The organism is Caulobacter sp. (assembly GCF_039596335.1).
In the GTDB taxonomy this organism is placed as follows: Bacteria; Pseudomonadota; Alphaproteobacteria; order Caulobacterales; family Caulobacteraceae; genus Caulobacter.
Map to the genome: position 1 here is coordinate 474461 of NZ_JBCNJZ010000004.1, position 12408 is coordinate 486868.

At 66.1% G+C, this 12408-nt stretch carries 17 protein-coding genes; 4 read left to right on the top strand and 13 right to left on the bottom strand.

Annotated features, from left to right (window positions below):
* Positions 1-3 precede the first annotated feature (3 nt).
* From trbL to trbB, 7 genes are all read right to left on the bottom strand, one after another.
* A complete protein-coding gene (gene trbL, locus ABDW31_RS11320) occupies positions 4-1245 on the bottom strand; it encodes a P-type conjugative transfer protein TrbL (protein ID WP_343698796.1) in 1242 nt (413 codons plus the stop codon).
* Positions 1242-1469: a putative entry exclusion protein TrbK-alt gene (gene trbK-alt, locus ABDW31_RS11325; protein ID WP_343698797.1), complete on the bottom strand. Its 228-nt coding sequence runs from the start codon at positions 1467-1469 to the stop codon at positions 1242-1244. Before trbK-alt ends, trbL begins: the two co-directional genes overlap by 4 nt.
* Positions 1466-2170 (bottom strand): P-type conjugative transfer protein TrbJ, encoded by a 705-nt coding sequence (trbJ, locus tag ABDW31_RS11330; protein WP_343698798.1) that lies wholly within the window; start codon positions 2168-2170, stop codon positions 1466-1468. Before trbJ ends, trbK-alt begins: the two co-directional genes overlap by 4 nt.
* A gap of 3 nt (positions 2171-2173) precedes the next feature.
* Positions 2174-4606: a conjugal transfer protein TrbE gene (gene trbE / locus ABDW31_RS11335; RefSeq protein WP_343698799.1), complete on the bottom strand. Its 2433-nt coding sequence runs from the start codon at positions 4604-4606 to the stop codon at positions 2174-2176.
* Between the two features lie 2 nt (positions 4607-4608).
* A complete protein-coding gene (locus ABDW31_RS11340) occupies positions 4609-4875 on the bottom strand; it encodes a VirB3 family type IV secretion system protein (RefSeq protein WP_184721636.1) in 267 nt (88 codons plus the stop codon).
* Positions 4875-5138: a TrbC/VirB2 family protein gene (locus ABDW31_RS11345; protein ID WP_343698823.1), complete on the bottom strand. Its 264-nt coding sequence runs from the start codon at positions 5136-5138 to the stop codon at positions 4875-4877. Before ABDW31_RS11345 ends, ABDW31_RS11340 begins: the two co-directional genes overlap by 1 nt.
* A 144-nt stretch (positions 5139-5282) precedes the next feature.
* Complete coding sequence (trbB, locus tag ABDW31_RS11350) at positions 5283-6233, bottom strand: P-type conjugative transfer ATPase TrbB (protein WP_343698800.1); 951 nt, start codon at positions 6231-6233, stop codon at positions 5283-5285.
* 911 nt (positions 6234-7144) lie between these two features.
* On the opposite strand from trbB, the gene ABDW31_RS11355 reads away from it, so the two are divergent.
* Together ABDW31_RS11355 and ABDW31_RS11360 are read left to right on the top strand one after the other, a co-directional pair.
* Positions 7145-7420 carry a hypothetical protein gene (locus tag ABDW31_RS11355; protein ID WP_343698801.1) on the top strand — a complete coding sequence of 92 codons (276 nt, stop codon included), beginning with the start codon at positions 7145-7147 and terminating at the stop codon, positions 7418-7420.
* A 489-nt stretch (positions 7421-7909) separates the two neighbouring features.
* Complete coding sequence (locus ABDW31_RS11360) at positions 7910-8224, top strand: hypothetical protein (RefSeq protein ID WP_343698802.1); 315 nt, start codon at positions 7910-7912, stop codon at positions 8222-8224.
* Positions 8225-8284: 60 nt separating this feature from the next.
* On the opposite strand, the gene ABDW31_RS11365 is transcribed toward ABDW31_RS11360, so the two are convergent.
* Genes ABDW31_RS11365 through ABDW31_RS11385 form a run of 5 tightly spaced genes read right to left on the bottom strand, consistent with a single transcriptional unit; the run spans position 8285 to position 10569 of the window.
* Complete coding sequence (locus ABDW31_RS11365; RefSeq protein ID WP_343698803.1) at positions 8285-8704, bottom strand: hypothetical protein; 420 nt, start codon at positions 8702-8704, stop codon at positions 8285-8287.
* Between the two features lie 15 nt (positions 8705-8719).
* The gene (locus ABDW31_RS11370; protein ID WP_343698804.1) at positions 8720-8950 is read right to left on the bottom strand and encodes a hypothetical protein; all 231 of its coding nucleotides are present in this window, start codon (positions 8948-8950) and stop codon (positions 8720-8722) included.
* A 40-nt stretch (positions 8951-8990) separates the two neighbouring features.
* Complete coding sequence (locus ABDW31_RS11375) at positions 8991-9731, bottom strand: SOS response-associated peptidase family protein (protein ID WP_343698805.1); 741 nt, start codon at positions 9729-9731, stop codon at positions 8991-8993.
* Positions 9732-9753: 22 nt separating this feature from the next.
* The gene (locus ABDW31_RS11380) at positions 9754-10152 is read right to left on the bottom strand and encodes a hypothetical protein (protein ID WP_343698806.1); all 399 of its coding nucleotides are present in this window, start codon (positions 10150-10152) and stop codon (positions 9754-9756) included.
* A 12-nt stretch (positions 10153-10164) separates the two neighbouring features.
* Positions 10165-10569 carry a hypothetical protein gene (locus ABDW31_RS11385; RefSeq protein ID WP_343698807.1) on the bottom strand — a complete coding sequence of 135 codons (405 nt, stop codon included), beginning with the start codon at positions 10567-10569 and terminating at the stop codon, positions 10165-10167.
* A gap of 641 nt (positions 10570-11210) precedes the next feature.
* On the opposite strand from ABDW31_RS11385, the gene ABDW31_RS11390 reads away from it, so the two are divergent.
* Positions 11211-11636, top strand: a complete 426-nt coding sequence (locus ABDW31_RS11390; RefSeq protein ID WP_343698808.1) for a DUF4880 domain-containing protein — start codon at positions 11211-11213, stop codon at positions 11634-11636.
* 107 nt (positions 11637-11743) lie between these two features.
* On the opposite strand, the gene ABDW31_RS11395 is transcribed toward ABDW31_RS11390, so the two are convergent.
* Positions 11744-11938 carry a hypothetical protein gene (locus tag ABDW31_RS11395; protein ID WP_343698809.1) on the bottom strand — a complete coding sequence of 65 codons (195 nt, stop codon included), beginning with the start codon at positions 11936-11938 and terminating at the stop codon, positions 11744-11746.
* A 25-nt stretch (positions 11939-11963) separates the two neighbouring features.
* On the opposite strand from ABDW31_RS11395, the gene ABDW31_RS11400 reads away from it, so the two are divergent.
* Complete coding sequence (locus ABDW31_RS11400; RefSeq protein ID WP_343698810.1) at positions 11964-12140, top strand: hypothetical protein; 177 nt, start codon at positions 11964-11966, stop codon at positions 12138-12140.
* Positions 12141-12408: the final 268 nt, after the last annotated feature.

The window sequence follows — 12408 nt, forward strand, 5'->3', positions numbered from 1 at the left end:
GTTTCATGTCTCCGAGAGGGATGGGGAAGCGCCCGCGCTGTGGTCGTCGCCGCTGGCCAGGGCGTGCGCGTCCATGCCCGCGCCGTGGGCCAGTTCCTGCCGCGTCTTCAGATCGCGAGCCCAAGCCGGAGGCGCGCTGCCGCCCTCCCCGCCCTGGCCGCCGCCTCCTCCCGTCTCCGAAGAACCGCTGGTCGCTTGCGGGGTGCGAGGAGCAGCGGCGCCCTGCGGACCGCCAGCGGGCGTAGGTCCAGGTCCGCCACCTCCTGGCGCGCCGTCGGGACCTGGACCGCCGCCCGCCGCGGGCCCGCCCATGCGTCCGCCCGCGGCGGCGGAGCCGGCAAGGCTGGCGCCGCCGCCAACGGCCATCTGGGCCACGGCCGCGCCGGCGACAGCCATGCCGCCGACCGCCAGGCCCGTCCCGACCGCCGCGCCGGCGCCAAGCTGCGGCGCGCCACTGACCAGGCCTGACGCGATGCCCGGGCAGAAGATCGAAAGGCCCAAAAGCGTTATGGCCGCTAGGACCAGAGCCAGGACCTGTTCGAGGGTCGGCTGATCGCTCCCCCAGGTCGCAACGAACTGGTCGAAGAGCGTCGAGCCGATCCCGACCACGACCGCCAGGACCAGGACCTTCACCCCTGTGGCGATGATCGCGCCGAGCACCTTCTCGGCCAGGAACGCGGTTCGCCCGAAAAGCCCGAAAGGCGCCAGGACAAAACCGGCCAGCGTCGTCAGCTTGAACTCGATCAGGACGACGAAGACCTGCACCGCCATTACGAAGAAGGCGACGATCACAAGGAGGAAGGCGACGAGGAGGACCAGAATTTGGACGAGGTTCTCGAAGACGCCCGGAAAGCCGGAAAGCTGGGACGCCGCTTCGAGCAGCGGCTTTGCCGCTGTGATGCCAAGGGCAGCCAGCTTTCCCGGCCGCAGGAGATCCTCGGCCGATATACCCGCGCCCGACGCCTTGAGGCCAAGGCCCGAGAAACTCTCGAGGACGATGGTCGACAGGCTGTGGAAGTTGCCGATCAGGAAGGCGAAGAAGCCGACGTAGAGAACCTTGCGGATCAGCCGCGCCAGAACGTCCTCGCCAGCGGCCATGCTCCACATCAGGGCCGCGAGGGTCATGTCGATGGCCACGAGAATATTGGCCATCGCCGCAACTTCACCGCCGAGCAGGCCAAAGCCGCTGTCGATGTAGCGATTGAACGTCGCGAAGAAGGTGTCGATGACGCCGACGTCGTTCATGACGCGGCCCGCCCGAAAAAGTGTTCGCGCGCCGCGATCCAGGCCCTTCGACATGTCTCGTCGCGAGCGGCAGCCTCGCCGAGCGTCTGACAGCGCGCAAGATCATCCTGGCGCTCGATGCGCTTAGGGCTTGCCGCCGCCGGCGCCGGAGACCGTCCACCCGCCACGACAGCGGTCCCGAGCATAATGATGATTGCGCCTTCCCAAAGTAGGGGTCGGGTCATGGGATCGTCGAGCCTCCCATGAAGCGCCAGAAACGGGCCTTGGCGTCGGCCCGCGCTGCGGCGCGATCGGCCGCTTCCAGCGCGTCCGCCCGCCCCTGAGCGGCCAGGAGGGCGGTGACCTGCGCCAGCTGCTGAGCTTGCAGCGCCAGAAGCTGGTTGCCGGCCTGCGCGGCTTGCAGGGCGCCGCTGGAGCCTTGGCTCGCCGAGACCAGCGCAGACAATTGGTCAGCGTTGGCGTCGAGCCCGCCGACGACGCCGGCCTGCAACTTCAAAGCGTCCTGGAAGCCGGCGACTGAGATGATCCATCGCCCATCCGCGCGCGCGACCAGATCAGCGTTGGTCGCGCTCAAGGGCGCGGCGCCATAGTTGCTGGTGAAAGCCTGCTGGATCGAAGCGACGTCGTAGGCCAGATGCTGGGCCTCAGCGAGGAGCGCGCGCGTGCGGTCAATCTGGGCTCGCAGGACCGAAAGCGATGAGTACGGCAGACTGGCCAGGTTCTTGGCCTGACCGATCAGCATCTGCGCCTGGTTCTGCAGCGCGTTTATCTGGTTGTTGATCTGCTCTAGCGCCCTGGCGGCCTGCAGGACGTTGGAGGCGTAGTTGGTAGGGTCGAAAACCGTGAACTGGGCCAGTGCCGGCCCGGTGGGGACAGCAAGGCCTAGAACGACGGCCAGCAGGATGCGGCGGCGAAAAGCGCGCATGACTCAGCTCTCCATGGATGTTGGGATTGGAAGGAGGTCGGCGGCCCAGGTCAGGCCGCGGGCGCGAAGCCAAGCGGCGCCGAAATCGACCGGCGGGCTGCGTGCGAGGATCGAGGCGATCAGCGCTTGGTCGGCCTTTGAAGACACAGCGCTGAAGGCCAGACCGATAGGACCTAGGCCGAGCTCGAAGAGCCGCTCGCCGACGGGCGATTGCAGGTAATAGTCGCGCTTGGGCGTCGCCCGGGCGATTAGCTCGATCTGACGGTCATTGAGACCAAAGCGTCGGTAGGCGGCCGAACCGAGTGGGTCGAGCGCCCAAGCGTTGGGAAGGAATATCCGGGTCAGGCAAAGCTCGATAATCGCGTAGGCGATTGGGCTCTGCTCGATCTGCACGAGAGACAGCGTGGTCATCACGACCGAGCCGTTCTTCTTACGCACCGTCCCGAGCCACGTCTGAAGCTGCGGCCCGAAGGCCTCGTCGGCGAGCGCCAGCCACGCTTCATCGACCAGGATGAGGGTCGGCGCGCCGGTGAGCCGTCGCTCGATTCGATGGAAGAGGTAGGCCAGCACCGCAGGCGCCGCCGCCGTTCCTAGAAGCCCTTCGGTCTCGAAGGCCTCGATCGTCCCATCCGCGAGCGTTTCGTGATCAGCATCGAGGAGCCGCCCCCACGCACCGCCCAGGCAGTACGGAGCCAGGGCCTGCTTGAGTTCGCGACTGGTCAGAAGAGCGGCAAGGCCAGTAAGGGTGCGCTCTTGGGTGGGGGCGGTCGCAAGGCTCGCCAGGGCCGACCAAAGGTGTTCGCGCACCGATGGTGTAATCGCCACGCCCTCACGAGCGAGGATGGCCGCTAGCCAACCGGCGGCCCAGATTCGCTCGCTCTCGTCGTCGATAGCCGCCAGCGGTTGCAAGTCGACGGCCGCGCGATCGGCTTCGCGCAAGACGCCGCCCAGATCATGGAAGCTCCCGCCCATGCCAATCGCTGCCGCACGGATTGAGGCGCCGAAATCGAAGGCGAAGACCTGAGCGCCCGCGTAGCGCCGGAACTGCAGCGCCATCAGCGCCAACAGCGTGCTCTTGCCCGCGCCGGTGGGCCCCACGACCAGCGTGTGGCCGACATCGCCGACGTGCAACGATAGGCGAAAAGGCGTTGAGCCCTCCGTACGGGCCATCAGCAGCGGCGGGCCGCTCAGGTGCGCGTTGCGCTCAGGCCCGGCCCAAACCGCCGACAACGGCGCCATATGAGCGAGGTTGAGCGTCGAGAGCGGCGGCTGTCGAACGTTGGCGTAGACCTGCCCCGGCAGCGTCCCGAGCCAGGCCTCCACAGCGCCGACGCGCTCGCGGATGACCGTGAAATCCCGGCCCGTGATGACCTTTTCGGCCATGGCCAATTTGGCGTCCGCGCGTGCCGGATCCTCGTCCCACACGACCAAGCTAGTAGTGACATAGGCATAGGCGACGGTGTCGGCCCCAAGATCTTGGAGCGCCAGATCGGCGTCGCCGGCCTTGTTGGCCGCATCGTTGTCGACCAAGGCCGAAGGTTGCTGGGTGAGCGCCTCCTGCAGCAGCGTCATCACCGACTTTCGCTTGGCGAACCACTGGCGCCGGATCTTGGCCAGCAGGCCCTGGGCTTCGACCTTGTCGAGGAAGATCGCGCGCGTCGTCCAGCGGTAGGCGAACGACAGCCGGTTGAGATCGTCGAGCAGACCCGGCGTCGTGGACGTTGGAAACCCGGTCAGCGTCAGGACGCGCAGGTGCGCTGTACCCAGACGCGGCTTAAGCCCCCCGTCGAGCGGCTGGGTCGCCAACAGGACGTCCAGCTGCTGCGGTGTTTGCGGAACTGCCACGCCCTGCCGGCTCGCGGTGACCGCGCCGTGCAGGAAGGCCAGCGTCTGGGCGTCATCCAGCCAGGCGGCGTATGGCGTTAGGCCTTCAATCAGCGCCAGCAGGCGGTTGGCGCGATCGATGAACCCGGTGAGTTCGGCGCGCCAGTCGGGTCCCTCGCCCTCTTGGCCTTCGATGAACAGACGCGCCAAGCTTTTGGTGCGCCCGGTGGCCGGCAGATAGACCATGGTGAGGTAGTAACGGCTCTCGAAATGCGCGCCCTCTTCCAAGAAGGCCGCGCGGCGTTCCTCGTCGACCAGCGCTGACACGGGGTCTGGAAAGTCGCTGTCGGGGTAGGCTTGCGCCGGATCGCGCCGGGCCTCGACCGCTACCGACCATCCCGAACCGAAGCGTCGCATGGCATTGTTGAGCCGCGACGCCACGGCGGCGACTTCAGCATCGCCGACGGAATCGAGGTCGGGACCACGGAAGGCGGCGGTGCGTTGGAAGGCGCCGTCCTTGTTGAGGACCACGCCGGGGGCGACCAACGCCGCCCATGGGAGATAGTCGCAGAGGCTGGAGGCACGGCGGGAAAATTCGCGAAGGTCGAGCATGCTCAGACCTCCAAGTGCGCTGGGATGCGCACGTGCCGGCGACCAACCTCGGCGATCAGGGGATCATGCCGCGCGGCCCAGACCGCCAGGCCGTGGCCGACGATCCAGGCTACCAGCCCGATCAGCCAGAGGCGCAGGCCAACGCCTAGGCTTGCGGCGATGGTGCCGTTGACCAGGGCGATCGCGCGAGGCGCGCCGGCCAACAGCACCGGCTCGGTAAGGGCCCTGTGGACGGGAGCAGCGAAGCTCATCGCGCGATCGCCGGCCATCAGACGACGGCCCCGCCGCCGAACGAGAAGAACGACAGGAAGAAACTCGACGCGGCGAACGCGATCGAAAGACCGAACACGATCTGGATCAACCGGCGGGTGCCGCCGGTGCTGTCGCCAAAGGCCAGCGCCAGACCCGTCATGATAATGACGATGACGGCAATGATCTTGGCGACGGGGCCTTCGATCGACTCCAGGATCTGCTGAAGCGGCTCTTCCCAGGGCATGGAAGAGCCGGCCGCGTAGGCCTTTGCCGACAGCAGGGCGAAGGCGGCGGGAGGGCCAGCGAGAAGCCAGCGGCGGACGCGCGGCGGCGTATGCCAGGCGCCATCGGCGCGCGGCAGGGCAAGGCTCGTGGACACGAGACCAATCTCCTTTAGATTTTCAGGGGCTTAGGGGGTGAGTTCTCAGGCGGTGCTGAGCTGGTAGGCGCCGTCGGGCGCCAAGCCCTGCAGGCGTGAAAGTTCAATGAGACGTCGCTGTCGGCCCCGGCCGGCGAGCACGGCAATCAGGTCAATTGTCTCGGCAATCAGAGCGCGCGGCACGGTGATCACCGCTTCCTGGATCAGCTGCTCCAGACGCAGAAGCGCGCCCAAGGCGGATCCCGCGTGAAGGGTGCTGATCCCGCCTGGATGGCCCGTTCCCCAGGCCTTCACCAGGTCTAGCGCCTCGGGGCCTCTCACTTCGCCGATGATGATGCGGTCGGGGCGCAGCCGCAGCGTGGAGCGAACGAGGTCGGTCAAACTGACGACGCCTTCGATGGTGAGCATCGACACGAAATTCGGCGCGGCGCATCGAAGCTCGCGTCGATCTTCGCAGAGGATAACCCGGTCACTGATCTCAGCGACCTTCTCAAGCAAGGCGTTGACCAGGGTCGTCTTGCCGCTGGAGGTTTGCCCCACCACGAGAATATTGCGCCGCTCTCGCACCGCTTCGCTAAGCACTAAGGCTTGCTCGGCGCTCATCACGCCGGTGCGCACATAGTCGTCGAGGGTGAAGAGCGCCTTGGCGGGCTTTCGGATCGCGAATGTCGGGGCCGCCACGACGGGCGGCATCTGCCCCTCGAACCGCTCACCCGTTCCAGGAAATTCAGCCGAAAGCTGAGGACGACCAGCGTGGACTTCGGCTCCGACGTAGTGGGCCACCAGGCGCATGACCCGCTCGGCGTCTGCAGCCGAAATGGTCAATTCGGCGTCCATGAGGCCAGCGTCGAACCGATCGATCCACACACGGCCGTCAGGATTGACCATCAGCTCGCCCACCCCCGGATCGTCCAGGCCGGCCAGGAGCAACGGTCCCAAGGCTGAGCGAAGCATGCGCTCGGTCCGCAATTTCTCAGCTGTTTCAGGCCGGTCCATGTCGATCCCCGTTGGGCTACGGGAACAACTAAGAGGACTGTGTTCGGTGCGTTTTCAACAGCAGGTCATAGAATAGAATACGCCGGCGCCGGAGAGAACGACGGGCAACATCCTGTTGGGCACCAGATCCAAGCGCTTTCGTATCGGAGGGATGGTGGTCAAGGTGTCGTCCGCGACAATCTGGCCGCGCGCCGGTGCGGTGCGCTGTCTGGAGATGCCCTGAGATCCAATTCGGCGGCTTCGATATCTAGCGCCGCGTGTAGTTCGATAGCGGGAAGCAAACTCTAGCCTTCGTGGGCGAAAGGCCCGGAGGTGCGAAGAGCAGCTTCCTTGTCCGCATCGCAACTGACCTAGGGTTGGACACTGAAGAACTTCGTGGATGAAGCCGGCCGCCTGCTCCCCAGCAGACGACCGGCAGGTGACGCCCATGCAGCGGCAGAAGCGTCACCGGCGGAGCAAACGGGCTCGAAGCGCGACTGTTCCGAGAGGCGAGGGCTACGCGGTTGGGTCGGGTCTCGGCCGGATGCTGACTTCGTGGTTCCGAGATGCCCACCTGACGGCCTCGATGCGTGTCATTGGCCGGACGTCTGAAGGCAGAATGCTCTCCCCGTCGGCGGTAACGACGTCCCAAACGTCCTCGGGGTGTCCGTCAGCGCCTATCCGGGCGCGGCGCTCGATCCAGACTTTCATGCGGTGGGCGCCACTTCACTCGAACCGAACAATCGGCGGGGCGCACCCGGCCGCCGCCTCCCCCACCAGACGGCCGGCCAAGGCATGGTCCTCACGACAGGTCGCAGGCCTAGGGCGCTCCACTCGGGGAGGCCTGGAAAACCAACGTTTTCGGAAATTGGTTCCGGACCACAAACCATCAACAGCGACCAGGCCTAAGGGCCGGAGTGTAGGAGCGTGCAGTGGACCTGTTCACGGCGATCGAGAAGTCGTGGCCCTATCTCGTCGTTGGCGCGCCGGGGGCCTACGTCGTCATCAAGGACTTGCTCGGCCGGGACGCGGCTAAGCGGAAGGCGGCGCTCGACGCCGAAGAGGCGAAGGCCAGCCTCATGCTCAAGGTGCAAGAGGTCGCCCGCCAAATGGTCACGATGTCGGTCGAGGAACTCGCCCGCCTTCGGAGCGGCTGGCCCGCGTCGAGACCGAGCTCCGAGATCTGCAACGGGAGCACACCCGCATGATCAGCGACAAGGACGCCAAGATCACCGCCCTGGAGGGCGAGACGCGGCAGCTGCTGGCCTAGATCGAGACCTACAAACGGGTGCTCGCCGCCCACAAGATCTCCGACCTGACCCTTGGGCATTTCGAAATCAAAGGCGACCCGCCATCCGTCACGCCAGCCACCGATGAGGCCCTATGATCAACATGCCGAAGGTGGTGAACCTTCCCAAGACCCAGACCATCCTAGCCGTAGGCGTCTCGCCGGGTGCTTCATGACCCACATCAACTGTCATGACGCTATGCTGATGGTGCTGTCGTTCTACTTCACCAAGCACGACCCCGCCAAAGCCTGACGGGCTGGGTGGCCGGCGACCGAAGCCGCCGGCCTGGCTCGCCGAGACGAGCGCTTCTCACGACACCCGAAGCCGACTGACCACGGCCAGGATCGACCGGCCAGCTCTCTCGATCAACTCCCCAAGAATCAGGGGGAACAGCCAAGGAACATCACCATGGACGTCCGCGATCGCCAGCGGCGATTGCTGGTGCTCGGCCATTACGCCGGGGCCAAGCGCTCACTGCTGGATAACGCTGCAGTTCCCGTGACCATCGCTAGCTGGGCTGTGGCGTTGTTCTTGATCTACAAGCTGATTATGCAGGAGAAGGCGCCCGCTGCTGTGTCGTTGATGAGCCTATGCCTCGTACTTGAGGTAGCGGCTCTGACGCGAGCCAAAGCGCTCTCGAATTTGGAACTCAAGTTCGTGGGATTCAGCTGCCTTCTAGTCGGGACGATCGCCGCGGGCGCAGTCTTGAACGGTGTTCGCTGACGACAGTACCGCGAGCGCAAACTGTGCCGTCGCCCCTATTGGAGCGGCGGCCTTTTGCGTTCAAGCCATCAGGATCGCGATGTGTTCGCGGTACTTTTCGACGCGCGCGTAGTCCTTGGGCGTCGGAAAGGCGATCCGCGACAGATCCATGTTGTCGCGCATGTCGGCGATCTTCACTTCGGTGGCGAGCGGGTTGAGGCCAACGCGAGCAATGAAGTCGCCGTAGGGTTCAAGATGCCGCTTGGTCAGGGCCTCCAGAGCGTCGAGGATGGACTGGCTGAAGCCCGCTTGCTCGACCATCCAGGCATAGTCCGGACAGTCCTCCAGAACATCGTGCAGCACGGCTACGATGCGGGCCTCTTCGCTCTTCAGCGAGAGCATCACCCTGACCGGGTGCATGATGTACGGTTGGCCGCCCTTATCGACCTGCCCAGCATGAGCGGCGAGGGCAATGGTGATGGCGCGGTTGAGGTCGCTCATAATGCGACCATAGCACTAGTCGCGGCGTGGTGTGAACGCGCGGCCTGATTTGAATGTCGCCCGCTTCGTGACCGGCGACGACCGCTTGATGATGCGTTCGAACACGCCCAGCGCTACCGTCTCGGCCTGGGAGTCGTCCTTGGCCGGCGCGCGCTCAGATCCGTAGGCGCTGGAGACGCAGACGCTGTCTTCCTCAAAGGTGTAGGTGGCGCTCCACTCTCGATCGCCGCCGATGATCTGGTTCATGCCGGCGGAACGGGGTGCGGCGCGAGAGCGATCCGACTCACTACAGCAGAGTCGGCTCGGGCTCGTTGGGCGGGTCTTGCTTCTGCCCCATGCCCCGGCTGACGATCATCAGCTGGTCATCGGGCAGGGGGCGCTGGAGGGCCCTAGCCTCATCCCACGGCGCCCGCATCCAGACGTCGAGCTCCTCGGCGGTCGTCAGAATGACCGGCATGGCCTTAGAGTGGACGGGGCCGACCACGCCGTTCGCCTCGGTGGTGAAGAAGGCGTAGACGTCGCAGGTCTCAAATCCGGTCTTCATCTTGCGGACGCAGGTATGGTTGCGCGTCTCGATGCCGGCGAAGAACGCCAGCGGCCGATCCTCGCCCAGAGCGAACCAGACGTTCTCGCCCGCCTTGCCGCCGACCTGGTTTGGCTCGGCGAACGAGGTCAGTGGGACGAGGCAACGGTGTTCCGGGCCCAGGTACTGCGTCCAGTATTTCGGCTGACGGATGTTGGTGGTCCCTGCGTCGGGCTCTTTGCGCAGCAGTTCCTCAAACGCGGCTTCGTCGATGACCTGCCCCTTGAGCCTGAGCTTCTCCGCGCGATCCTCGGCGGCCTTGCGGCGAGCGAAAAAGGGGGAAGGCATACCCCATCGAGCCATGACGAGCTCGCTGCCGCCGCCGGCCATGTGGCGGACGATCGGCGCAGGGTAGTCCGGGAAGATCCCGGGCAGCGGCGGCAGGTTGCCGACGCCGTCGATAGCCTCGATGAAGGCCAGAACTTCGGCTTGGCCTCTCCGCATACTGTAGAGGTTGCAAATTGGCCTAGCCCTTGAGCCAGAGGGCGGCCGTCCAGCAGTCGCCGTCGGGCTCGTCGCCGACCAGCTGGTGCACCTCGACGTGCTCCACGGCCGGATGCGCCGCCCAGAAATCGTGATCGGTCTTCCACTCGCCGACCAGCTCCATATCGGCGTGTCGGTCTGGGCGCTCTGTCTCGAGCGCTTCCGGGGTGACGAGGCTGGCCAGGAAAATCCGCACCGTGGCGCCGCCGTTCACGGCGTCAGTTTCATGGGCTTCCGCGACCAGCGGGTGCTTCTGCCAGAACCCATGTGGCGCTCGCGTGCCGGTGGCCACCAGGGCCGCGCCGTCAGTGTAGAAGCGCCGGGCTTCGCTCGTCTCTGGGTCAACGATTTGCCAAGTGAACGGCTCTGCGGTCGAGTTCATCTCAGGTCTCCGTCATGTAGGCATCTGGCGATCAGATGGCTTTCCGGTCAACGGCGGGTAGCCGTAGGCGGCCGGGTCCAGGCCCGCTCCCTCCAACGCAGTGCGGATGAAAACGCGCCGGCGCTCGAAAGCGTCCGAAATCGCGCCGCCATAGGCGTAGTTCCCGGCAATCTCGTAGGCAAAGCACGTCTGCGCGCCGCAAGGGCATCGAATGCGAGCCGCGATGTCGGAAACGTTGGCGTTCAGGAATTGCCGCCAGGGCCCCAGAAAATGAGCCATCGACCGGCGCTCGCTTAAGCCGCACGCCCAGCAGCTCACTACAAGATCCCAACCGTGCTCCAGCACCTCGACCAGGCGATACTGGTGACGCCGCCCGGGCGCGCGTCCGAGGCGCTGAGCATCTTCATTGCGGATCATTCGGCGCCTCGACTTGGCGGACTGCCCGCCACCAAGCCCACATGTGCCCGTTGCCGCGCTCGACCCGCTCCATCTCGAACCAGGCTTCGTCGCCCTCAAACTCGGGGACGTTCTCGACGTCGACGAAAGTTGTGGCGGACCGTCGCCCCTTGGAGCCACCGGGCATGGTGAAATAGAGGGTGCGCGAGCTTGGGTCTGCACGGATGGCCCGCACGCGGGTCAGTTTCGCGACTTGGCGAAAGCAGACGCGAGGCGCTCTAGGCGCACGGATTGGCGCTCTCGGGCTTGAGCGTTGGGCCGGCATGGCGATCTCCGATGTTCTTTAAACGTTCTCCTTTCAGCCGGCGGCGGAGTCAAGGCGTCTACCGGGCAGGAACGGTGCCGGCGCGGGAAGCCCTGCGGTCAACGACTGCGCGATCAGGGCCCTGCCCGATCGAACGCGGACGATCTTCGTCCTGCGCCGTCTGGGAGGCCTGTCGCATCCTCAGATCGCCCGCCGCCTGGGACTGTCGCTGAGCACGGTCGAAGAGCACATCCAGAGGGCCGCAAAGCAGCTTCTCTCGCTTGGAGAGGAAAGCCGTGACCTCTAGCCTGACGTCCGGACAGCCCGTGGACGAGGCCGCCGCCTACTGGCTGGCGCGGTGCGACGCCGATCCGGCAACGCCGGCGATCCGGCTTTCCTGGCTTGGCTGGCCGCGTCCGAAGAACACGACCGCGCCTGGGCCCGCGCCCAAGCCGTCTGGCGTCGCGCCGCCCAGGAGCTGGAGGACGATCCCTTGGCCGAGGCCCTGCGGGCCAGCGCCCTGGCCGCCCGTTCGCCTGTGTGGCCCAAGGTCCTGGCCGCCGCCTCGATCGCCGCCGTCGTCCTGCGGGGCGCGGCCGGCGGCTGGCGCCACTGGAGCGGGCGCGAGCAGCCCCAGGCCACGCAGGTTGCGGCCCTGCCTCAGTTCGTCACCCGCGTCGGCGAGCGACGGGCGGTCACGCTACCGGACGGCACGCGCCTGGACCTCGACAGCGACACGCGCGTCGATGTGGCTTTGACGGCAAGGCGCGCCGCCCGATCCTGATAAAGGGCTGGGCCTATATCCAGGTCGGGCGCGATCAGAACCGGCCGTTCGGCGTCGACGCCGGCGACCAGACCATCGTCGATCGCGGGACGTCTTTTGGCTTCCGCTTAGAACCGGACAAGGTCTCGGTGATGCTGGTCGAGGGCGAGATCGTCGTCGGCGCGCACGGCGCCGCACCCGAGCACGACCTGCGGCCCGGCCAGCGCCTGGTGCTGCAGGCGGGCCAGCCCGTCCGCGTCGAGCGTTTCGACCCGACCACCGCACTGGGCCTGGCGCGAGGGCTTCGTCGAGTTCTCCGACACCCCGCAGTCCGAGGCCGTCGCGGAGATGAATCGCCACCGCGGTCGCCGGATGGTCATCGCCGATCCGCGCGTCGGGGTCCTGAAGATCAGCGGCCGCTTCAAGCTGGGCGATCCGGACCGCTTCCTTCGCACCGTGGCGATGCTGCTGCCCGTGCGCGCGGTCCGTGTCGGCGACACACTGGAAATCCGCGCGGCGTCGTGAGCGCTCAGAACCGCCGGGTCAGGCTGAGTTCGAAGCTGCGCTCTCGCGCGTCGCCATAGGTGCTGTAGCCGGTTGGCGCGGCCAGGGCCAAGGGCGGGGCGACGTCCAGCAGGTCGTTCATAGCGCTCTCCTGAGGACGGGAGTGTGTTTCGGCTTGCAAAAATGACCCCCATCTCGGGGATATCGGCGTCCAAAAATGACCCCCTGTCCTTGAGGCTTTGATGGCCAGATCGGCGGCTTGTGTAGCCGCGGATCGAGACGGGGATGT

Bases quoted from the DNA above. Each gene is read 5' to 3' on its own strand.
- trbE (WP_343698799.1), bottom strand. From the start codon at position 4,606: ATGCTCGACCTTCGCGAATTTTCCCGCCGTGCCTCCAGCCTCTGCGAC.
- ABDW31_RS11375 (WP_343698805.1), bottom strand. From the start codon at position 9,731: ATGCGGAGAGGCCAAGCCGAAGTTCTGGCCTTCATCGAGGCTATCGAC.
- ABDW31_RS11340 (WP_184721636.1), bottom strand. From the start codon at position 4,875: ATGGCCGGCGATCGCGCGATGAGCTTCGCTGCTCCCGTCCACAGGGCC.
- trbL (WP_343698796.1), bottom strand. From the start codon at position 1,245: ATGAACGACGTCGGCGTCATCGACACCTTCTTCGCGACGTTCAATCGC.
- ABDW31_RS11370 (WP_343698804.1), bottom strand. From the start codon at position 8,950: ATGAACCAGATCATCGGCGGCGATCGAGAGTGGAGCGCCACCTACACC.
- trbJ (WP_343698798.1), bottom strand. From the start codon at position 2,170: ATGCGCGCTTTTCGCCGCCGCATCCTGCTGGCCGTCGTTCTAGGCCTT.
- ABDW31_RS11380 (WP_343698806.1), bottom strand. From the start codon at position 10,152: ATGAACTCGACCGCAGAGCCGTTCACTTGGCAAATCGTTGACCCAGAG.
- ABDW31_RS11385 (WP_343698807.1), bottom strand. From the start codon at position 10,569: ATGATCCGCAATGAAGATGCTCAGCGCCTCGGACGCGCGCCCGGGCGG.
- ABDW31_RS11400 (WP_343698810.1), top strand. From the start codon at position 11,964: ATGAATCGCCACCGCGGTCGCCGGATGGTCATCGCCGATCCGCGCGTC.
- ABDW31_RS11360 (WP_343698802.1), top strand. From the start codon at position 7,910: ATGGACGTCCGCGATCGCCAGCGGCGATTGCTGGTGCTCGGCCATTAC.
- trbB (WP_343698800.1), bottom strand. From the start codon at position 6,233: ATGGACCGGCCTGAAACAGCTGAGAAATTGCGGACCGAGCGCATGCTT.
- ABDW31_RS11365 (WP_343698803.1), bottom strand. From the start codon at position 8,704: ATGAGCGACCTCAACCGCGCCATCACCATTGCCCTCGCCGCTCATGCT.
- trbK-alt (WP_343698797.1), bottom strand. From the start codon at position 1,469: ATGACCCGACCCCTACTTTGGGAAGGCGCAATCATCATTATGCTCGGG.